Raw genomic sequence first — 19,689 nt, 5'->3', positions numbered from 1 at the left:
ACGTCACTCAGAAGATGGCGACGAACGCCTCGGCGCTTATTGCCGTGCGCACCTATCCTCATATCGACTACTATGAACGCGCCTGGCAGGGGGCCGACCTGCTCGATCGCGCCCTTCGCGGCGAGATTCGTCCCCGCACAGTCATCGCCAAGCGCCCGATGCTGCGCGGTCTTGATCACGGGCGTACTCAGGTAGGCCCGATGCGTGAGTTGATCGACCGCGGCGAGGCGCTGGAAGCCTCCGGCAAGGCGCTCGTGGTTAGCGTCTGCGCCGGATTCTCTAAGGCCGACATTTACGACCTCGGGCCCAGCGTCACCGTCACTGCCGATGACGATACCACCGAAGCAAAGCGAATCGCCGAGGAATTCATGGACTATGCGTGGGAGACACGCGAGTTTCTCTCCCCCTCCCACGTCAGCATCAGCATCGCCGAGGCAGTGGAACGCGCCAAAATTGCGGGCGCCGATAAACCGCTGGTGCTCGCTGATTTCAGCGACAATCCCGGCGGCGGCAATTACGGCGATGCGACGAACCTGCTGCGCGCGATGATCGCGGCCGACCTCCAGAATGCGGCGTTCTATGCCATCTTCGATCCGGCGGCCGTGCAGGCCGGCATCGCCATCGGCGTCGGCAACAGGGGGCGGATGCTGCTCGGGGGCAAGCACGCCCCCGAGTTGGGTGGGGGGCCGCTCGAGGTCGACGCGCAGATTGTCTCCATCACCGACGGGCGTTTCCGCTGTTACGGCCCCATGGACGGAGGTGTATGGCGCAGTTTCGGGCCGAGCCTGATGCTGCGCGTGGGCGGTATCGAAGTTGCAGTCGTCTCGCGGAACGAGCAAGCGCTCGACCTTGCCCAGCTCACCTCCCTTGGCATCGATCCGCTTCACTGCGCCACCATAGCTCTGAAGTCCGCGCATCATTTCCGTGCAGCGTTCGAACCGATCGCGCGCGAGGTCATCAGGGTCGACGGCGGCGGGATGGGATCCGCCACCCAGTCCCTACGGACAGACTACTGCCATGTCCGCCGCCCGATCTGGCCGCTCGATGACATCACGCTGTAAGCGCCTTTCGCGAAATGAAGATTTACGCCACCTCCCGAGGCGTACCGGCCCGACAGCGAGCTTAGGCTCCTGTCGGGCACCTACTTTCGCGCGCACTTGGGGAGCATCAAGGTTACAAGCGGCCTAATTGAGCGGACGCAGTTTTCTGACCACGGGAGTGAAAGAACAAGTGCTGGGCGGCACGACTCAAAGTGTCTCGGTATATCGCTTGCTCAACAGCATGAGTCGATGGAGGACGGCGATCTATGACGGGCTGCGCTTCACGGCGCCGGGGAGAACCGCTCGCCTATAGCACTCTCATGTCGGCTTCGGGATAGGCGCCGTTCTCGCCGGCATTCATTTTGTGGTGAAGAATCCCGGCCAAATGTCGTGACTCTGAGGGCCGCTCGATCTTCGGCGTTCGATGATGAAAGCCATCGATCTAACCGCGCAATTTGATGGCTTTTCGAGGATCGACGCAGAATTGTGAAGCAAATCAAGCGGATGAAACAGCTACCGTCACGTCTGCACCTTGCCCATATAAACGGCGTCCAGTGCGCGCAATCTGAAAGGTCTAACCATGCCCAGCAGAAAGCTGAATCGGACCGGGAGTGGATCAGGTCGTCCGCGCGTCGCAATGGCCGGATTTTATCACGAGACGAACACGTTTGCCCCGTTCGGCGCAGACTTAGACGACTTCGTAAAGGGTGGTGGTTGGCCTGCCATGACAACTGGTACGGCGATCTTCGATGTAATGCGCAAGATAGAGATCCCGATCGGAGGCTTTATTCTCGCAGCGGGCGATGGGTACGAACTCATACCGCTGGTCTGGACTGCCGCCGAACCGTCAACCTACGTTTCAGACGAGGCATTTGAGCGAATTGCGGACATGATCACCGACGGGCTAGCCCGATGCGGCGAATTTGATGCTGTTTATCTCGACCTGCACGGCGCAATGGTTGTCCGGTCGCATGATGACGGCGAAGGTGAGCTGTTGAGGCGGGTCCGTGAGGTCGTCGGAAACATCCCGGTTGTGGTCAGCCTTGACCTGCATGCCAATGTCACTGAGGCTATGGTCGAGCTGTCAGACGGAATAGCCATCTTTCGCACCTACCCACACATCGATATGAGAGAAACCGGCAGGCGGGCGCTAAATCTGCTGGAGCAGCGATTTCGCCTTGGAAAACCCTTCGCGAAAGCATTGCGGAAGGCACCGTTTCTCATTCCGATGCCCGCCCAGTGCACTGATGTCGAGCCCTGCAGATCGCTTTATGCGGGGCTTCCCGGGCTCGAAGAGGGCGCGGTGGTGAGCATGGACATGGCGATGGGCTTTCCTTTGGCCGATATTTACGATTGCGGGCCGTCAGTCGTGGTTTACGGGACCGACCAAGCAAGCGTGGCAGCTGCGGCTGACAGGCAATTGAAGTCGATTGTAGACAGCGAAGAATACTTCGAAATGCCCCTACTGGATGTGAAAATGGCTGTTAAAAGGGCCGCCCAAGTCGGGAGGCGCGGCTCGCCCGTGATTATTGCAGATGTCCAGGATAACCCTGGCTGCGGCGCCACATCTGATACCGTAGGGCTGCTGAAGGGCATGGTTGAGGGAGGTCTTCGTGACAGTGTGCTTGGATTGCTCTGGGACCCGGATGCTGCAAGTGCATCTCACGTGGCCGGAGTGGGCGCGGAACTCAGGCTGCGTCTTGGTGGACGATACGGTTATGACGAAGGCCCGTATGAAGTCGATGTTCGTGTAGAGGCGCTTTTCGATCAGCCGTTCGTAGCAAATGGTCCGTGCCTTGGAGGCATGGAGGTGAATCTCGGCCGCATGGCCCGCCTGCTCATTCTGGATCCTGGCTCAAGAGTCCAGGTTGTAGTTTCAAGCGTTCGTACTCAATTGTGGGACCAAGATTTCCTGAGGATTGTAGGGATAGAGCCGAAGGACAACGCGGTTGTAGCTGTCAAAAGCACGGTTCATTTCAGGGCGGATTTTGCTCCGATCGCTCAAGAGATCCTCATCGTTGAGTCGCCGGGAGCCAATTGGAGCAGGGCCGACACTCTCCCATATGTGAACTTGCGTGACGAAATCCGTAGGATGCCGGCTTCGCTCGCGACGTCATAATAGAATTTCACCGTCGCGCAGAGTTCCGGCACGATATCGGCTCGTCGCCCTCGCTCGGCGCCATTCCGGGCGACGCGCTCGCCGCCTATGTGGTGCTCGGCGAACTTTCGCTCGATGTCACCATCGTGGCAGTCGCCGGAGCGCTGCCGGCGGCGATTGGCGTCAAACCAAGGACAAGGGCCTGATATGCTGTCGCTGCCGGAGGGTGAGCGTGCATGCGCCGGCCCGCGACCACCTGCGTGCCGCGGAATGGTGGCGATGGAAATCAGGCTGCGCGGCGCCATGATATCGATGTCGGCGCCGGCCCATGCCGCCTCCGGCCTGAATCGTAGGGGCTGCTATGGTGACGCTGGTTGGTCGGGATCCCCGAAAGGGAGCGGCGGGTGGAATCAGAATTGTCTGCTTCTGGTCGAATCGGGCGGTTCTCCCAATGTGACCTGGCTCAGGAATCGACCGTAGAGACGCTTGTGGATGAAGTTGCCGGCCATTTTGGCCGCCTTGATATCGTCGTCAACAATGCGCGTCTCGGCAGCAAGGGGTATCGACGCCGGGGACAAACCCGGCATCCGCTGGGATAAGATGCGTGGGCCTAACCTGCACCCTGCGTACTTCGTTTCCTCTTGCCCTTTCCCTCATCGGAGAGCCGCTGGCGCCGGCACCATTGTGAATATTTCTTCGACGGCCACTTTGCATGGTAACTGGGCTCTGTACTGTGTTGCCAAGTTACGGTCGAAGGGGTCACCCGTAATGTGCTTAGAGTTCTGCAAATTCGCTGAGAGAGGGCGGTCATGGCAGGCTGGTGATGTTCAACGTCACCGGTTCCCTGGAAGGAACGCCACCATGACCAAGACTGAAAGTAAGACCGCCAGCGCCGCCGTCAAAGACATTCCGCTTTCGGACCCGGATGGGCTGCACAAAGCGATCCGTGCGGTGATGCAGGAGGTGCTCGAAGCCGAGATGGAGGAGGCGTTGGGTGTTTCGAAGGGCGAGCGCACGCCGGTGCGGATCGGCTACCGCTCGGGTTATTATGGCCGCACCCTTGGCACCCGTGTCGGCAAGCTTGAGCTGCGGGTACCGCAGGACCGGGCCGCGGTGCTTATTCCTTTTCGGCTGGAAAGGGTATTATCGACCAATCGATTAAGTCGACGGCACGCTGAAGTATTGTCTTGGTCCGAGCACGGGTGGGGGAGGCGGCGATAACATGCCCCATCCAGTCCCGGTAATCGCCTTTCCTGACGATCGGCGTCTTGGGTCCAATATAGAATTTGACCTCGGCGACGCCTGGGATAGCAGTCGCCCGACTGTCGCCGTCGATCCAATCGAGCGTGCCATCGCGATCAGGAAGCAGGATTCGCGCAGCCGCAATCTGCGGATGCCTTCTGCGCAAATTCCATTCGTCGCCGATGACAAGCTTAATGTGCTCGGTGACGAGATCGACACCGTAAGCCAGTTGGACCATTTGAGGAGCGGGCGAACCCGGCATACGCGGATTGACTTCAATGACGACTGGCCCACGCTTCGTCCAGCGGAATTCAATGTTCGTTGGCCCCCAGCCAAGGCCGAGAGCTCGCAGACAGCTCAGCGAAACATCGCCGATACGATTATGTTCGTCAGCAGTCAGCAGGGCCGGATAGGTGGCCTCACGAAAGACGAAATGCGGGTGGGGGCCGAATTCAGCGTCGCAAATCGCAACGAGCTCATTTCCCATTATGTCGGCGCTATAGTAAGGGCCTTGTGCGAATTCTTCGACCAGTATCCTCGGCGAAGATCGCCATATGTGCTTCCCGCCTAATAGATAACTCGTATGTTCGGCCAACTCATCGACGTTGCGGCATAATCGGACACCGCTGCTGCCGCTGCCGACGGCTGGCTTAAGGATTACCGGCAGCCCGATTTCAGCGGCAGCGCTTTCCACGTCCTTCGCATTCGCTGCCAAGCGATAAGCAGGTATTGGAACGCCGGCCTCCGCGAGGAGCTCACGTTGAACGAATTTGTTGCAACATCGTTCAATAGATGTAGCGTTCGGTCCCGGTAGATCGAAATACCGGCAGAGGTTGCCAACTGTCGCATAGGTCGACTCCTGGGTGCTGGTAATGCCAGCAATGTCATAGGTTGCACCTAACCGGGAACATTCACTAACCAGCGCATCGAGATTGCCTGTATCGATACGGATTGCCTCAATTCCTTCCGCCGCAAGATAGTCGTACCGAGCTGGATCAGCCGACAGGGCAATTGGATGTAGGCCAAGACGCTGGGCCGTCTGGACGTACAACCGCATATTATTACCTGCGCCTTCAATCAGGATGAGCACTCTTTTTGCCATTGGCTGTTCACTCCGACGTTTCGTGCAGTGCTGTGGTTAGCGTAAACCGGCATCGGCTTTTAGTCGTGCCTGACCTCAAACGCTGTATTGAGCGTACCATTGCGAGCGACATGCAGACGCAAACATTCTGTAAATTCATGTGAAGCTCTTGTTGCATGGTTTGATTATGGCGCAAGTAACACAGGCGAGCTGCCGCACCATAACGCCTAGATGCGAATCGACCGGAGACTGTCCGGAGCTAGTGCATTGATTCCAACACTTGGTGCCACGTCTGACGACTGCGATGATGTTGTCAGGGTTTGCTTTCCAAATGAACGGCTTTGGCTCTTCGTTGTGCTCTTTGATAAAGCGTTGATGGCTGCCTGCAGATCAACGACGGAATTAAAGGCACCATTTTTCAGCCGTCGCCGTGTGAGCTTTGCGAAGAAGCCCTCGACGGCGTTCAACCAGGAACACGATGTCGGAACGAAGTGGAATGTCCAGCGTGGGTGCCGCGCCAACCAGGCCCGGACCTTCGGCTGTTTGTGCGTCGCATAGCTATCCAGGATGACGTGAACCGCCTTATCCTTCGGCAATTGAGCCTCGGTTGCGTTGAGGAAGCGGATGAACTCCTGATGCCGGTGACGCTGCATGTTGCGGCCAATGACGGAGCCGTCGAGAACATTCAGGGCAGCGAGAGTGTCGTGGTGCCATGGCGCTTGTAAGCATGGGTCATCGTGCCGCCGCGCCCTCTTCAAAGGAAGTCCTGGCTGCTTCCGATCGAGCGTCTGGATCTGGCTCTTTTCATCGACGGAAAGGACAATGGCATGGGCCGGCGGCGAGACATAGAGCCCGACGACCGAGGTCGCGTCCCTACAGGTGGTGTAGCTCGGCGGTAGCGAAGCCGCTCGCGAGCGCGCCCTCGATAGCGCTGTAGATGCTATGGGCGGCGGCGAGCGTGTGGCACCCTCGGCGCTGTTGAGCAGCTATCTAAGGAGCGCCCCCATGTCACCATTCTTTCATGCAAGCAAATCCCTTACCGCCCTTATCAGGACAGCACGTTGGTCGCAGTGATTGAGATGAGCCAGACAAAGTGGCTCATTGCTGCGACGGTCCCTGGCTTTGAACGTAGTCCTCTCAAGAAGCTCGATACCGACCCGGATTCGGTGCTCAGGCTGTTGCGCCGCTGGCGCAGCGAAGCCATCCAAGCCGGGCGCGAAGTCCGGCGCATCGTTGTCGCCTATGAGGCTGGACGCGACGGCTTTTGGTTGGCGCGCTGGCTCCAGGCGCGCGCTGTCGAGGCTTATGTCATACATCCATCGAGCGTCGCGGTTTCCCGCGAACATCGGCGCGCCAAGACCGATCGCCTCGATACCGAACTGCTGATGCGCGCCTTTCTTGGCTGGCTGCGGGGCGAGAAGCGCCACTGCAGCATGGCAGCCATCCCAACCATCAATGAGGAGGAGGCTCGCCGTCCGAACCGTGAACGAGACAATCTCGTCCGCGAACGTACACGGATCGTCAATCGCATCAAGGCAATCCTCGCTCGCTTCGGCATTCGCGCCTTCAAACCCAATCTGCGCAAAGCTGCCGAGAAACTGGAGGCTCTGCATACGGCGGAAGGCATGCCCCTACCGGAACGAAGCCGAGCAGAGTTGCGCCGTAATCTCGGACGGCTTCACCTGTTGCGTGAACAAATCCACGAGATCGAACAGGAGCGGTTGCGGCAGCTCTCGGTGGTTCCAGACACGGAGAAGGGTCCGCTCGCAATGGTTCGCCTTCTTTCGCGGATCATCGGTGTCGGTATCGAGACTGCGGACATGCTGGTGAATGAGATTCTCTCACGCGGCCTGCGTGATCGGAGAGCCGTCGCTCGCTATGCCGGACTTACCGGGGCGCCGGATGAGAGCGGCCAACGCAGGCGCGAGAAAGGTCTTGCGCGGGCCGGCAACGCTCGCGTCCGCTACGGCATGATCCTATTGGCTTGGCGGTTGCTCCAATTCCAAAAGGACAGCGCGCTGGCGCACTGGTTTTGCGCGAGAACGGCCGATGGCCGTGGCGGTACGCGCAAGACAATGATCGTGGCTTTGGCGCGCAAGCTACTGATTGCATTCTGGCGACTTGTCATGACCGGCGAGATCCCAACGGGAGTAGCCCTGCGTCCGGTATAAAGCATGGAGGAGCGTTCGACAGGACGAGCATTGAAGTTTGGCAGCTGCAATAGCGTCTGCCGATAACGGATCCGAGGTGGTGGTGATCCCGGTCGCTCACATGGCTCTTACGACGCCGCGCTGTAGAATGGGCCCACCGCCCGGAGCTTCGCCGCCGATGCGTATGGCTGCATCATGGTTTTTGATCCGCGAGGATCAACCGCATACAAGCTTGCGGCGCGTTTACGGCGCCTGATGGCGAGCTCCCCTCGGTTTGCAAGTTATAGACCTCTACAAACAGGGCCACCTGCCGGCTTAATGTAACGCTGCCGCCGTGCTCGTGACCATCAAGGGCAAGTCGCTTCGCGATGGCCAAAGGACCACCCTTGACGGTCACTGCGCGCGGCGCCCCAATGGGACCCCTCGGAGCCAAAGCAGGAACAAATGGTCGCCACGGCTGAACAAGGAGACGGAACGACTGAAAGATCACGTTGACAAAGATAGCGAGCGGCTTTGCAGTTCGCCGGTAAGGTCGGGTTGCTGACACCAACCTGATTCGAAGGAACCACCGATGACCGACGACATGATGAACCTGCGTGCGCTCGTGGAGAAGACTCCGGATTCCGATCTCTTGCGCGAGATGATTGGCTTTGCCGCCGAGCGGCTGATGGAGCTGGAGGTTGGCGCCGCCACCGGCGCCGCCTATGGCGAGAAGAACCCGTTGCGCACGGCCCAGCGCAACGGCTATCGCGAGCGCGACTGGGAGACGCGCGCCGGCACCGTCGAGCTGCGCATCCCCAAGCTCAGGAAGGGCTCCTATTTCCCCGGTTTCCTAGAACCGCGCCGCATGGCCGAGAAGGCGCTGACCGCCGTCATCCAGGAGGCCTACGTCCAAGGGATCTCGACCCGCTCGGTCGACGACCTGGTCAAGGCCATGGGCATGAGCGGCATCTCCAAAAGCCAGGTCAGCCGGCTGTGCGAAGAGATCGACGGCAAGGTCAAAGCGTTCCTTGAAAGACCCATCGAGGGCGACTGGCCATATCTGTGGATCGACGCCACCTACCTGAAGGTGCGCCGCTGCGGCCGCATCGTCTCGGTCGCCGTCATCATCGCTGTCGGCGTCAACGCGGACGGCCGGCGCGAGGTGCTGGGCATGGAGGTCGGCACGTCTGAGGCCGAGCCGATCTGGACGGAGTTCTTGCGCAAGCTGACCCGCCGCGGCTTGCGCGGCGTCAAGCTCGTCGTCTCCGATGCCCATGAAGGCATCAAGGCGGCCGTCACCAAGGTGCTGTGCGCGACATGGCAGAGATGCCGCGTCCACTTCATGAGGAACGTGCTGGCCCATGCCGGCAAGAGCGGGCGCCGCGTCGTCTCCGCTTTCATCGCCACCGCCTTCGCCCAGGAAACGCCCGAGGCCGCAAGCACGCAATGGCGCGCCGTCGCCGACCAGATCCGGCCGAAGGTGCCGAAGCTGGCGACAATCATGGACGACGCCGAGCCCGACGTGCTTGCCTACATGACTTTCCCCAAGGAGCACCGCGCCAAGCTGCACTCGACCAATCCCATCGAGCGCCTCAACGGCGAGATCAAGCGCAGGACCGAGGTCGTCGGCATCTTGCAAGGAAGATTTTGAACCTTTGAACGCGTGATCGAGTGCGGTCTTGTGTCAGGCCTTGAGTTGCGGCCATGACGTGCCGCGGGCCGGTATGGTGATGCGCGGATCAGGTCCAAATCTTGAAAGCGAGCGTGAGGCTCGGTGCGTCATTCTGGTTTTCCTGACCCCGATCTGATCGATCATTTGCCCATGCGGTTCAGGCCTTCCTCACATCCCCGACAGACCGGCTTCAGATGCGCTGGTCATACAGACACCGTCGCCGGATTCCGGTAATCCTCTTCCTTTGTCAGCATGGCCCAGATGCCACGCGCCATCTTGTTGGCGAGCGCAATGGCCACGAGCATGCGCGGCTTCTTCGGCATCATGCCGGCGAGCCAGGAGCCTTCCGGCGCGCCCTTCCGAGATGCCCATCGGACTACAGCCATGGCTCCAATGATGAGCAATCGTCGAATATCGCATTGGCCCATCTTCGAGGTTCTGCCTAGTCGTTGTTTGCCGCCGGTCGACTTCTGCAACGGGACGAGCCCAAGCCAGGCGGCGAAGTCACGACCGCACTTGAAGGTCTCCATTGGGGGCGCAAAGGTTTCGATGGCAAGGGCGGCGATGGGGCCAACGCCGGGCATGGTTTGCAAGCGCCGAGATGCCTCAGCTTCCCTCCGGCCGGTCAGCTGGTAGATCTGGTCCAGCAGATCGCGGCAGATCTCGCGGGCCAGATCAGGCAACTTGGCGTTCTCGTCCTCAACGAAACATTCAAGTCGGCTCAGATAACGAATTCCCTGCGGCGCGATGTAGCCGAACTCATAAAGGTGCGCACGCAATGCGTTGACCAACTCAGTGCGCTGATTGACCAGCTGTTCTCGGGTGCGAAACAGTATGGACCGAGACTGCTGCTCCTCGGTTTTCGGTTCGACGAAGCGCATCGTTGGCCGTTGCGCTGCCTCGACGATCGCCTCCGCATCCGCTGCGTCGTTCTTCTGCCGCTTGATGAACGCCTTGACATACCGAGGTGCAATCAGCTTCGGCTGATGGCCAAGCCGGACCATCTCGCGAGCCCAATAATGGGAACCGGCGCAGGCCTCCATCGCCACTACACATGTTGGCTGACCCGCCATGAACTTGCAAAACTGCAGGCGCGACAGCTTCTTGCGGAACACGACTGATCCGTCAGCCGCGGCTCCATGCAGCTGAAAGACGTTTTTTGCCAGATCGACCCCAATGATGGTAACTTTTCCATGGATGCCTGCCTCTCCTTTGCGTGGAGCTTGTTGTGGACACATGACCAGCGCGACAGACGACGCGATCAGATCACGCTGTCGGCACTCACCCTCCTTGCCGCTCCGCATTCGCGGAGCGGCTTAGTCCAAGCAGGTTTATGCCGACCACCGAACTATGCCGAGCGCGCGCGTTTCCGCCAATGCTTTTCATGACTTAGCCACTGCAGGTTCGGCATAGATTAGGGTTTCTCCGTCGCGATTGGCGCGAAGGAGAGGACACATGAACGCGAATGAGTATCTGCAACGCAGCACGCTTTATCGGAAGCTGATCCACGGGCCGCATGGCGAGTTCGCACGCGTTTACGCGGCCAGATTGTCGAACGAAGGCTTGGGTCGGCAATGCACCTGGCGATCGCTAAGCCTGTTTCGCGAGCTGATGGACTGGCATGTTGGCAGCGGACATGATCCCCAAGCTTTAAGCGAAGTTCACGTTGATCAGTTTCTTGGGCACCGCTCCAAACACTGGAGCCCCGACTCGGGCGACCGATCAGCGCTCCGGCGCTTGCTTTCTGCACTACGGGAAGAAGGCTTGATACCAGCCGGCCTCCCGGTTGAGCGCACAGAGCACGAGCAAATTGTCGATGTGTTCGCAGCTTATCTCACGAATGAGAGAGGGCTCGCCGCCTCGACGGTGGAAAGCCACAAGCTGCTGTCACATCGATTTCTGCGGGAGGTCTGCCCGGGTGCAGATGGGTTTGCAGCACTCACCCCGGAGATCGTCATCGGTTATGTCGAGCGACATGCTCTCGATGGCTCCGCCGACAGCGGCAAGGCAATGTGCGGGGTGGTACGCGCCTTCCTGCGCTACTTGCATCTGAAGGGTTCATTTCGGTGGCCTTGGCCGATTGCGTGCCGTCCATCCGCCGCTGGCGACTTGCGGGCCTGCCAACCTTCCTGCCGCCACAGAAGGTCCAGCTGGTTCTCGATGCCTGCGATCGGACCACGGCAATGGGGCTTCGGGACTATGCGGTTCTGATGGCGCCGGCTAACCTGGGCTTGCGCGCCAGCGAGGTTGCGGCGCTCAGTCTTGACAATATCGATTGGCAGTCGGGCAGTGTCCTCGTCCATGGCAAGGGACGGCGGCAAGTGATGATGCCGCTACGCTACGACGTCGGTGCAGCTATCGTCGCCTACATCCGGCATGGGCGACCGGCTTCACCGTGTCGCCGGTTATTTCTGCGAATGCTTGCTCCGCACGTCGGCTTTGCCTCAGGCTGCGCCATCACGATGATCGCGAAGGTGGCCCTCGAGCGGGCGTGTATTCACGGCTATGCGCACCACGGCGCGCACCTCTTCCGCCACAGCCTTGCGACCGACCTGCTGCGGCCGGGGGCCAGCTTTGCCGAGATCGGCCAGTTGCTTCGTCACCGGAGCATCGACAGCACAAGGATCTATGCCAAGCTCGACATCGAGAAGCTGCGCGAACTGAGCCTGCCCTGGCCGGGAGGTGTCCAATGAGCCGTCTTCGAACAGCGCTCGAGCGCTATGTGGGCATGCGCCAGGGATTGGGATACAAGTATCATGGCCCCGCTCGACGGTTGTCGGATTTCGTCACCTTCATGGAGGCTCGCGGCGCCGAGACCATCACCACGGCGCTGGCAATGCAGTGGGTGACGTTGATCGGGCGACAACCGAGTTGGTCCATCCGTCTGACCGATGTGCGTTGCTTCGCTCAGCACCTCGCTCATTTCGACCCCATGACGGAAGTGCCACCTCAAGACGCTGTGTCGCCGGCGCAGCGGGCAAAGCCCTACATCTATACCGATGCTGAGATCACGGCGCTTCTGGCGGCGGCACTGTCGCTGCCGCCGGCCAACGCCCTGCGTCGCTGGACATATCATTGTCTGTTCGGATTGATAGCGGTCGCCGGGCTACGCCATTCCGAAGCGCTCGACCTGCGCCGAGACGACGTCGATCTCGACCAAGGCATCCTCACCATCGGGAGACGAAGTTCGGCAAGTCGCGGCTGGTCCGCTCCATGCCACGACGGCCGCCGTGCTGTCGGACTATGCCGCGCGACGCGACGCGCATCTCGTCGCGCCTCGTAGCCCCTATTTCTTTGTCGCCGAGCAGGACGGCAGATTGCTGCACCAATACGTGCACCGGGTGTTCTGGCAGCTGTCGCGACAGATCGGTCTGCGGCAGCGGGGGCAGCGCAATGGTCCGCGGATTCACCATCTTCGTCACCGTTTCGCCGTCCAGGCCCTGACCAACTGGTATCGTGCGGGCGAAGATGTCGAGCGGGAACTGCAGGTCCTCTCGACCTTTCTCGGCCACGCCAATGTTCGCGACACCTACTGGTATCTATCCGCCGCGCCGGAGCTAATGACCCATGCCGCTCGACTGCTGGATAAGCGGTGGGAGGCTCGCTCATGAGTGCCTCGAACGATCTGGCCGTGCTGATCGAGCGGTGGTTCATCGATCGGCTCATGCGACATCGAGGCGTAAGCTCCAACACCATCGCCTGCTACCGCGACACCTTCCGGCTCCTGTTCGCGTTCGCGCAGACACGCCTTGGCAGGTCTCCGTCGCAGTTGACACTGCGGGATTTAGACGCGCCTTTCATCGGGGCATTCCTAGAGGACCTCGAGACACTGCGATCCGCCTCAGTGAGGACCCGGAATCTCCGCCTCACGGCCATTCGGTCTTTCTTCAGATATGCGTCGTTCGAGGAGCCGGCCCATAGCGCCCAGATTCAACGCGTGCTCGCGATCCCGAGCAAGGGATGCGACAAGCGACAGCTTCAGTTTCTCACCAGGCCCGAGATTGAAGCGATCCTGGCCTGTCCGGATCGCAGCACATGGCTGGGACGGCGTGATCACACTCTGCTCTTGCTGGCCGCGCAAACGGGGTTGCGGGTCTCGGAGATCATCGCTCTCGACCGGGACTCGGTGATGCTGGGGCACGGTGCCTACGTGCGATGCGTTGGCAAGGGCCGCAAGGAGCGAAGTACGCCGCTCACCAAGGTTGCACAGCAAGCCCTTCGGGGCTGGCTCAACGAGCCCAGGAAGCGGGGCGCAACGGCTCTCTTTCCGAATACGCACGGCGGCAGGCTGAGCGCCGACAGCGTGCAGGCGCTGCTGAACAAATATGTCGCCAAGGCTCGCGAACACTGCGTCCCCCTCCGCTCGAAGCGGGTGTCGCCTCATGTTTTGAGGCACAGCGCTGCCATGGAGCTGCTGCAGGCGGGCGTCGATTGTTCGGTCATCGCCCTATGGCTGGGCCATGAGACGATGGAAACGACGCTGACCTATCTTCACGCACATCTTGAGCTGAAGGAATCCGCACTTGCCAAGCTGAAGCCATACGAACGCGCAAAGGCCGAACGATTTCGACCAAACGACCGGCTTCTTGAATTCCTGAACGCCCTTTGAGCATGAGAACTATGCCGAGTGTCAACGACCGGTTCTCGGTCAAAATGGCGGGCAAAGCGCTTCATGCCGCCATGATTGGAAGAGGCGCTCGGCATAGTTCGGCGGTCGGCATAAACAGCCAAAGTCAACGACGTCAGACCGGATGGTTACTGTGGGTCAGATTCTTCACCCGTTCGAAATGGCTCACCACCACGCTTCCTGCGTGTTTGGACCGGGACATCGCGAACAGGTGTTCGAGGACTCGCGAATAGTTTTGCATGCTATCGCCCCAAGCATTGAGGCCGATGGTTTCTATTTGCTGATGTCTGAAGCAGGCGTCGAAGACGCCGCCTGTGGCGGTTGGCCTGAAGGCGACGGACTTTCCTGCGACGGCCCTGCACAAAAGCATGTGCGGCTGAGAATAGAGACGAAGCCATGCTGCTGTACGCGACGCAGAAGATCGCCCTTGGCGTATTCGAATGGCTCGACAGTTTCGTGATACTGGCGCGGCGAGGCTTGCTAGTGGTCGAGCGGCACGCCGCCGGCCGGTCTACACCACTAATTCGCCTGCGGCAAAAGCTTTACCTATCGGAAGGGCGGGTGTCGCGCGAGCAGGACTCGTGCCCTACTGCCATACGCTCGTACAAGAATTGTCGGGGAAGGGCGTCACCTAAACGTGCTCGCTCCTGGAGCACACAGCACCGCGATTCACGAAGCCAATCGCCTCGGCGACCACGCCGAAGCCATCCGCGCGCTCGAGGATAGGACCCCGGTCCGACGCCTTGGCGATCCCTCGGAATTCGCGGCAGTAGCTACATTCTTGGCCAGCGCCCGGGCGGCCTATGTGAGCGGCGCCCTCATCGTCATCGATGGTGGGCTGAGTGCAACCGTCTGAATAATTCGTCGCACTAGGAGCCGTCGCATGAACGAAGCCAACGCAAACAGGGCCGTCATCGATCTCGGCCGCACATGCGGGTATTCGCGATCACCCTGAGCAGGAGCTCACTTTCCCTTTGGTCTTCTGAAGCTTAAAGATTACTCCGCCAACCGGCCGACGCCGCGCCTGCCAATGCGCGGTCAACTCAAGGAGTCGATCTTTCACAGCGCGAGTCGGGTTACTGGTATGAAATGAATTCTGAAGGAGGTGGTTGACGCAGCTGAGGGAATCGACACGCTTCCTAAGTTTCAACGCGCCTTTTATGCCGAAACGGTCGATCTCTATCCCAAACGCGCCTGGATTGGCGTGCACGAGGCGATGTTCCGCGATACGGAAGGGCTAATGACGTCAACATGGACTATCCCGGCTCGGTCACGCTTCCCCGACCATTGCGAATGGGCCGTTTCCTGCCGATCGGTTGGTGGAAACCTGGAAAAAGAACTCCGGCATGCGCATCTTGATCTATGTAAGCTGCTACGTGCACAACAGCGTGGCCGCGGTCCCTCGCTAGCCAGCAGGTATCTGGCACGAGGGGGAACTGCACCCGCATGACGGCTAAAGCGGCGCAAAAACGCCGCCGCCGCCAACAACCAGCATCAGCCTCAACGACGGAACCGTAGCCTCCACGCCGAAATGCAGGTAGCTCGAGGGGACCAGTTGAAAGATGAAGAGACATCCAGAGTTGAATGGAGCTGTATGACCGAAGGATTTACCGCGGATTTCCCGGTGTATTATTTGCGCGAAAGAGCGGCGAACTATAGGCCGAGGGCTGTCCAGCCATCCTCGACCCAAACGGTTCGCTAACCGCTGCAGGATACATTCGTTCGTGGATTTGGCGCGCCAGGGAAATGGCGCGTTCGTAATCGCTGTGCAAGTGCACACGCAACACGGAAGAATCAAGCTCTGTCACCGCGGACGTTGATCCAATGGGGACGGAGCTAGTGTTCGTGCGCGCGACAAGCCCCAGGGCAAAATCGATGTCGCTTACAATGCATATGCCCATCCCGTCGCTGTCGTCCACGCGGATCGCGTTGATCTCGTGTCGAGCAAGAAGCGCGCAAAGGTTGTCGCATTCTTGAAGGCTGGCGCACGATAACACCGGGACGTCGCGAACCACTGTCACGGAACAGGCGTTTCCATGGCCTGTTACAAAAGTGCCCGTGACGGCTCCGTCGCCGGTGAGCGATTTGCAAACAATGGTGATCCCATGCTTTTCGGCGTAGTCCACCGCCCTGTGGTACAGTACTTTTGCGCCATGTCGCGACATCTGTAGGATCGCCCGATAGGCAATCTCCGGAATCAGTTGTGCTCCTGGAACAAGATAAGGGTCTGCCGTATAGATGCCCGGAACGTCCGAGTAGATTTCGCAAGCGTCCTCCCCCAACGTGGACGCGATTACGACGGCTGTCAGATCAGAGCTGTTTCTGCCGAGCATCGTTAACCTGCCGGACTGGTCAATTGCTTGGGCGCCGGCGGCAATGACAACGTCATGCTTCTGAAACGCTGCAATAATTGGCTTAGGATCTAGGCTGTCTATCGACGCGCGACCGAAATCTGAATTTGTACGTATCCCGAGGGAATAGGCATTCAAGGACATTACGGGAATGCCTAACCGGCTGACGGCGGCCTCCAAGAGGCAGGTACTGAGCATCTCTCCGGTTGCGAGTGCCGCATCAAGGTTCGATGGTGATGCTTGCTTGTTGACGTCGAGCATGACCGCTTTCAGGTTGCCAGTGGTGCCCGACATCGCGCTGACCACCGCAACGATTTTGTTTTTGCCAGCCGCCAGTCGGTCGGCTATGTGCCCAGCAACTCGACCGTAGTCTTTGGGATGCAGAAAAGAAGAGCCGCCGAATTTCAGAACCGTCGCGTTCATGTTCCACCAGTCGCGTTGTTGGGATTGCAGCTGTGCGATGATGCCCGAGGGGTTAAATCCTCACTTCACTTGACAACCCGGGCCTGCTCTGAGACCCGCCATTCTGGCCGCCTGATCCGGAGCGCTTTTCTTGCCATGGGTTTTTGGGATCCGAGTTTCGTGCTGTGCGGCGGCCTGAGCTGAAACCAGTCATCAGCTTTTTATCCGTGCCTGGTCTCAGACTTCGCGGCGAAGGTACCATTGTCAGCGCTTGGCAGTCGCAAAGATTCTGTAAACTTAGTTGAAGGCGGTGTTGCAACGTTTTGGTACCGGCCGTGTGGCACGAAGCCTCTCGACAAATTTCGAAGTGTTCCGGTGTTCAAAGGTCGCCAGTTGACCAGTCAGTGATCCGCTTTGCGTGCGCGAGTACCTGGTCTACGATCTCGGCCTGCGTGATCTTGCTTCTTCGGCGATGTCGCCTACCTCGCAACGCCTGATGCCTTCGTCTACCTGCTCGCCGAGGCTCGTCGCCATCAAAGGGTAGTCTATGCCAAGCCGCCCTTCAGCGAACTCCCCAATGCGTACCACCAGCACCGAGGCTAGTCTCCTGCCGGGCTCCCCTGCGGATTGCTTTCCAATAAAACGTCGTCACGCGGAAGGCTGGTGGTTGTGGTGTTACCGAAGTATGTCGGTTTATTTTCGTTTCGGGAGATCACACGAGCTATATCTCAATATTGTAACGGAAATGTAATGTAACATTCTCAAGAATAACCTTTTTCCTCCTGCATGTCGCTGGTACAGTGGCTCCTGAGGATGCCAATCTTCTTTTTCTGCTACCCATCTTGAAGTGTCGGTAGATTGTCATGCAGAGCGTCGATGCAGGACCGGCAGCAGCCAGGTCAGGAATTGCTGACCAACCCGCCGGGCAGATCAAGTCGAGAGGAGTGGACATATGTTTCCGCTACAGGACGTCGCCCTGATTGCCTTATTTCTAGGCGCATTCGCATGGTCAAACAACCATCCTCAGCATAGCGGCAAGGAACAGTTTGTGGTTCAGCTGCGGCCATTGCGCTCCCATGAATCCATTGCCGCACCCATCTGCCCTTACACGGAGTAACTGTTATGAACACCTTGGATCAGCAGACACCACCGGAGCAAGCAGCACGAGAGCGCATGAAGGAATCCCATGCCCTCGATGGCGACCCCAGCCGGTTGGCCCATTTATATCGCGGATGGGCGAGTGCCTTCGATCTGGATCAGGCCCGCGTCGGGTACTGCGGGCCGATGATCGTGGCGGAATTGGCAGGTGCCGTGCAGACGGCCTACTTGGCCGGGCACCGAAATGCCATCGCAATCCTGGACGCTGGCTGCGGAACAGGGCTCGTCGGTGTGGAACTGGAACGCCTTGGCTTCCGGTTGATTGACGGGTTTGATCTCTCCGAAGAGATGGCCGAAAAGGCCCGGCAAACCGGCGTCTACCGCCATGCCAGAGGCCATGTCGACCTTAACGGGCGGCTCTCCGACTACTCCAGTGCGACCTACGATCTAACGGTCTGCTGCGGCGTCCTCACGCTAGGACACGTCCGACCGGATGGGTTGCGCGAGCTGGCTCGCGTCACCCGCCCGAACGGCTTCGTCATTGCAAGCACCCGCAAGAGCTATGCGGAGACGACATCCTTTGAAGTCCAGGTGCAGCATCTGCAGGATGAGGGCGTCCTTATGCCGGCGCAGTGTCTAAGGGACGGCAGATACGTCGCCGAGGAGGACGCGCACTATTGGGTGTTCCAGGTGCCCGAGAAGACCAGCGTACCAGAGGAGCTGAGGCCATGACGACGCTCCCGCAAATCTTGCTGTAGAAACTGGCAGCCGATCCGCATCAAGCTCATTCCGGACGGCTCGGGCATAAGGGAGCGCAAGAGATCGACTGCCCCTCAAGAAATTCGTCGCGCATATCGGCTGGAAACGGCCTGCCTATCGTCCGCTCGAGCGCAGTGGCGATTGTCTGGTGTCGTCGCTCCCTCCGCCGCCTTTCCGTCAAGCGAAAGAGTTGTGGGTCAGATTCTTCACCCATTCTACCACCACGCCCCCAGCGTGTTTGGACCGGGACATCGCGAACAGTTTTGCTATCGCCCCAAGGCATTGAGGTCGATGGTTCCTATTTTCTGATGTCTGAACCAAGCCTCAAAGACGCCGTCTCTGGCGGTTGGCCTAGTCGACGGACTTTCCTAACGCATGGTGCCGCCAAGCATGGAGACGAAGCCATGCTGCTGTACGCAACGCAGAACATCGCCCTTGGGTTGGGTATTCGAACGGCTCGACAGTTTCGTGATACTGGCATGGCGAGGCTTGGTAGCGGTCAAGCGGCAAGTCGCAAGTTTAAGTTGCTTACTCAGCGGGTCTTCAGAACCGAAAGGCCACTGAGGGTCACCTATCGGAAGGACGACGGAGTTGTCGGATTCCGAACATTTGTGTCATCATCATGTACGGCTTTAGCAAACTGAGAGTTTTATCAGCAGAGCTATCCTGCTGTTTCGAAAAGAGTTGTTCGTTTGGCACGGTACATGCTTGGCTGTTTGCAACGGTGCCAAGAGCGCGTGATGATGTTAGTTGGGGGGCAAAAAATGGATTTGCGGCTTGACGGCAAGGTAGCAATGGTCGCGGCCGCCTCCAGCGGCTTAGGTCTGGCCACAGCTGAGGAGTTAGCCAACGAAGGCTGCCGCCTGTCCATCTGTGGACGGGATCCGGCGCGGCTAGAAAGAGCCGTGGATCGGTTGCACAGCAAAGGCGCCGAAGTGCTGGCACGCGCAACCGATGTCACTGACTGCTCGGATGCGGCAAGGTGGGTTGCAGAAACAGCAGAGCATTTTCGGTGTATAGTAACGAATTGCGGTGGCGTTTCTGCCGGGCCACCATCGGCCATGACGCCGAAGGACGGCTTCCCTGCCGTATCTGCGGCGCTCGCGGGCGGGGCGAATATTGATGCTCGCTTCCGAGACTATTGTAAAGACCCCGGTACATTTCGCGCTGTCGGGTGTCGCACGAGC

The 19,689-nt window shown here is 59.3% G+C and carries 15 protein-coding genes and 5 pseudogenes; 14 read left to right on the top strand and 6 right to left on the bottom strand.

All coding sequences use genetic code 11. From position 1 onward, the window contains the following. The 4 genes and pseudogenes from NKI66_RS32035 to NKI66_RS32015 form a co-directional block, all read left to right on the top strand. Positions 1-1,061 (top strand): MlrC C-terminal domain-containing protein (locus tag NKI66_RS32035; protein WP_352753997.1); only part of this gene is annotated, 1,061 nt, incomplete at its 5' end. A gap of 616 nt (positions 1,062-1,677) precedes the next feature. Further along, positions 1,678-3,159, top strand: a complete 1,482-nt coding sequence (locus NKI66_RS32030; protein ID WP_352753996.1) for a M81 family metallopeptidase — start codon at positions 1,678-1,680, stop codon at positions 3,157-3,159. Between the two features lie 353 nt (positions 3,160-3,512). Then, complete coding sequence (locus NKI66_RS32020) at positions 3,513-3,737, top strand: SDR family oxidoreductase (protein ID WP_352753995.1); 225 nt, start codon at positions 3,513-3,515, stop codon at positions 3,735-3,737. A 262-nt stretch (positions 3,738-3,999) separates the two neighbouring features. Next, positions 4,000-4,296 (top strand): annotated as a pseudogene (locus NKI66_RS32015) (transposase); the annotation flags it as partial. Here the strand turns inward: NKI66_RS32015 and NKI66_RS32010 are convergent. Together NKI66_RS32010 and NKI66_RS32005 are read right to left on the bottom strand one after the other, a co-directional pair. Further along, positions 4,256-5,482, bottom strand: a complete 1,227-nt coding sequence (locus NKI66_RS32010; RefSeq protein ID WP_352753994.1) for an ATP-grasp domain-containing protein — start codon at positions 5,480-5,482, stop codon at positions 4,256-4,258. The pseudogene NKI66_RS32015 and the gene NKI66_RS32010 sit on opposite strands and share 41 nt — an antisense overlap. Positions 5,483-5,688: 206 nt before the next feature. Next, on the bottom strand, positions 5,689-6,285 hold the full coding sequence (locus NKI66_RS32005; RefSeq protein ID WP_352754003.1) for an IS630 family transposase: 597 nt from the start codon (positions 6,283-6,285) through the stop codon (positions 5,689-5,691). Between the two features lie 181 nt (positions 6,286-6,466). Here NKI66_RS32005 and NKI66_RS32000 point away from each other — a divergent pair. Continuing rightward, a pseudogene (locus NKI66_RS32000) lies at positions 6,467-7,632 on the top strand (IS110 family RNA-guided transposase). A 550-nt stretch (positions 7,633-8,182) separates the two neighbouring features. Then, positions 8,183-9,226: pseudogene (locus NKI66_RS31995) on the top strand (IS256 family transposase); the annotation flags it as partial. 242 nt (positions 9,227-9,468) lie between these two features. Here NKI66_RS31995 and NKI66_RS31990 read toward each other — a convergent pair. Then, positions 9,469-10,503 (bottom strand): IS110 family RNA-guided transposase, encoded by a 1,035-nt coding sequence (locus NKI66_RS31990; protein ID WP_352753999.1) that lies wholly within the window; start codon positions 10,501-10,503, stop codon positions 9,469-9,471. A 217-nt stretch (positions 10,504-10,720) separates the two neighbouring features. On the opposite strand from NKI66_RS31990, the gene NKI66_RS31985 reads away from it, so the two are divergent. From NKI66_RS31985 to NKI66_RS31960, 6 genes are all read left to right on the top strand, one after another. Continuing rightward, on the top strand, positions 10,721-11,476 hold the full coding sequence (locus tag NKI66_RS31985; protein WP_352753992.1) for a site-specific integrase: 756 nt from the start codon (positions 10,721-10,723) through the stop codon (positions 11,474-11,476). Then, entirely contained in the window at positions 11,449-11,958 is a 510-nt protein-coding gene (locus tag NKI66_RS31980) for a tyrosine-type recombinase/integrase (protein ID WP_352753990.1), read from the top strand. Before NKI66_RS31985 ends, NKI66_RS31980 begins: the two co-directional genes overlap by 28 nt. Continuing rightward, positions 11,955-12,548, top strand: a complete 594-nt coding sequence (locus NKI66_RS31975) for a hypothetical protein (RefSeq protein WP_352753988.1) — start codon at positions 11,955-11,957, stop codon at positions 12,546-12,548. Before NKI66_RS31980 ends, NKI66_RS31975 begins: the two co-directional genes overlap by 4 nt. Beyond that, on the top strand, positions 12,496-12,876 hold the full coding sequence (locus NKI66_RS31970; protein WP_352753986.1) for a site-specific integrase: 381 nt from the start codon (positions 12,496-12,498) through the stop codon (positions 12,874-12,876). Before NKI66_RS31975 ends, NKI66_RS31970 begins: the two co-directional genes overlap by 53 nt. Continuing rightward, entirely contained in the window at positions 12,873-13,874 is a 1,002-nt protein-coding gene (locus NKI66_RS31965) for a tyrosine-type recombinase/integrase (RefSeq protein WP_352753984.1), read from the top strand. The genes NKI66_RS31970 and NKI66_RS31965 overlap by 4 nt, the downstream gene beginning before the upstream one ends. Positions 13,875-14,529: 655 nt before the next feature. Further along, complete coding sequence (locus tag NKI66_RS31960) at positions 14,530-14,748, top strand: SDR family oxidoreductase (RefSeq protein WP_352753982.1); 219 nt, start codon at positions 14,530-14,532, stop codon at positions 14,746-14,748. A 751-nt stretch (positions 14,749-15,499) separates the two neighbouring features. On the opposite strand, the gene NKI66_RS31955 is transcribed toward NKI66_RS31960, so the two are convergent. Then, entirely contained in the window at positions 15,500-16,666 is a 1,167-nt protein-coding gene (locus NKI66_RS31955) for an aspartate kinase (protein ID WP_352753980.1), read from the bottom strand. Between the two features lie 1,101 nt (positions 16,667-17,767). Between NKI66_RS31955 and NKI66_RS31950 the strand changes: the two genes are divergently transcribed. After that, positions 17,768-18,475 (top strand): class I SAM-dependent DNA methyltransferase, encoded by a 708-nt coding sequence (locus tag NKI66_RS31950; RefSeq protein WP_352753978.1) that lies wholly within the window; start codon positions 17,768-17,770, stop codon positions 18,473-18,475. Positions 18,476-18,572: 97 nt separating this feature from the next. On the opposite strand, the pseudogene NKI66_RS31945 reads toward NKI66_RS31950, so the two are convergent. Then, positions 18,573-18,739, bottom strand: a pseudogene (locus NKI66_RS31945) (glutamate dehydrogenase); the annotation flags it as partial. Positions 18,740-18,768: 29 nt separating this feature from the next. After that, a pseudogene (locus NKI66_RS32735) lies at positions 18,769-18,846 on the bottom strand (hypothetical protein); the annotation flags it as partial. Positions 18,847-19,266: 420 nt separating this feature from the next. On the opposite strand from NKI66_RS32735, the gene NKI66_RS31940 reads away from it, so the two are divergent. Next, positions 19,267-19,689, top strand: a 423-nt coding sequence (locus NKI66_RS31940; protein WP_352753976.1) for an SDR family NAD(P)-dependent oxidoreductase, incomplete at its 3' end; no start/stop codon positions are given.

It is taken from the genome of Mesorhizobium sp. M0518 (assembly GCF_040321125.1).
Lineage (GTDB): Bacteria > Pseudomonadota > Alphaproteobacteria > Rhizobiales > Rhizobiaceae > Mesorhizobium.
Note: the sequence above shows the minus strand (reverse complement) of the source record. Positions and strands in the feature narration are given on the sequence as shown.

Coding starts and splice junctions, on each gene's coding strand:
- NKI66_RS32030 (WP_352753996.1), top strand. CDS start 1,678: ATGGCCGGATTTTATCACGAGACGAACACGTTTGCCCCGTTCGGCGCA.
- NKI66_RS32010 (WP_352753994.1), bottom strand. CDS start 5,482: ATGGCAAAAAGAGTGCTCATCCTGATTGAAGGCGCAGGTAATAATATG.
- NKI66_RS31990 (WP_352753999.1), bottom strand. CDS start 10,503: ATGTGTCCACAACAAGCTCCACGCAAAGGAGAGGCAGGCATCCATGGA.
- NKI66_RS31985 (WP_352753992.1), top strand. CDS start 10,721: ATGAACGCGAATGAGTATCTGCAACGCAGCACGCTTTATCGGAAGCTG.
- NKI66_RS31980 (WP_352753990.1), top strand. CDS start 11,449: ATGGGGCTTCGGGACTATGCGGTTCTGATGGCGCCGGCTAACCTGGGC.
- NKI66_RS31975 (WP_352753988.1), top strand. CDS start 11,955: ATGAGCCGTCTTCGAACAGCGCTCGAGCGCTATGTGGGCATGCGCCAG.
- NKI66_RS31965 (WP_352753984.1), top strand. CDS start 12,873: ATGAGTGCCTCGAACGATCTGGCCGTGCTGATCGAGCGGTGGTTCATC.
- NKI66_RS31955 (WP_352753980.1), bottom strand. CDS start 16,666: ATGAACGCGACGGTTCTGAAATTCGGCGGCTCTTCTTTTCTGCATCCC.
- NKI66_RS31950 (WP_352753978.1), top strand. CDS start 17,768: ATGAACACCTTGGATCAGCAGACACCACCGGAGCAAGCAGCACGAGAG.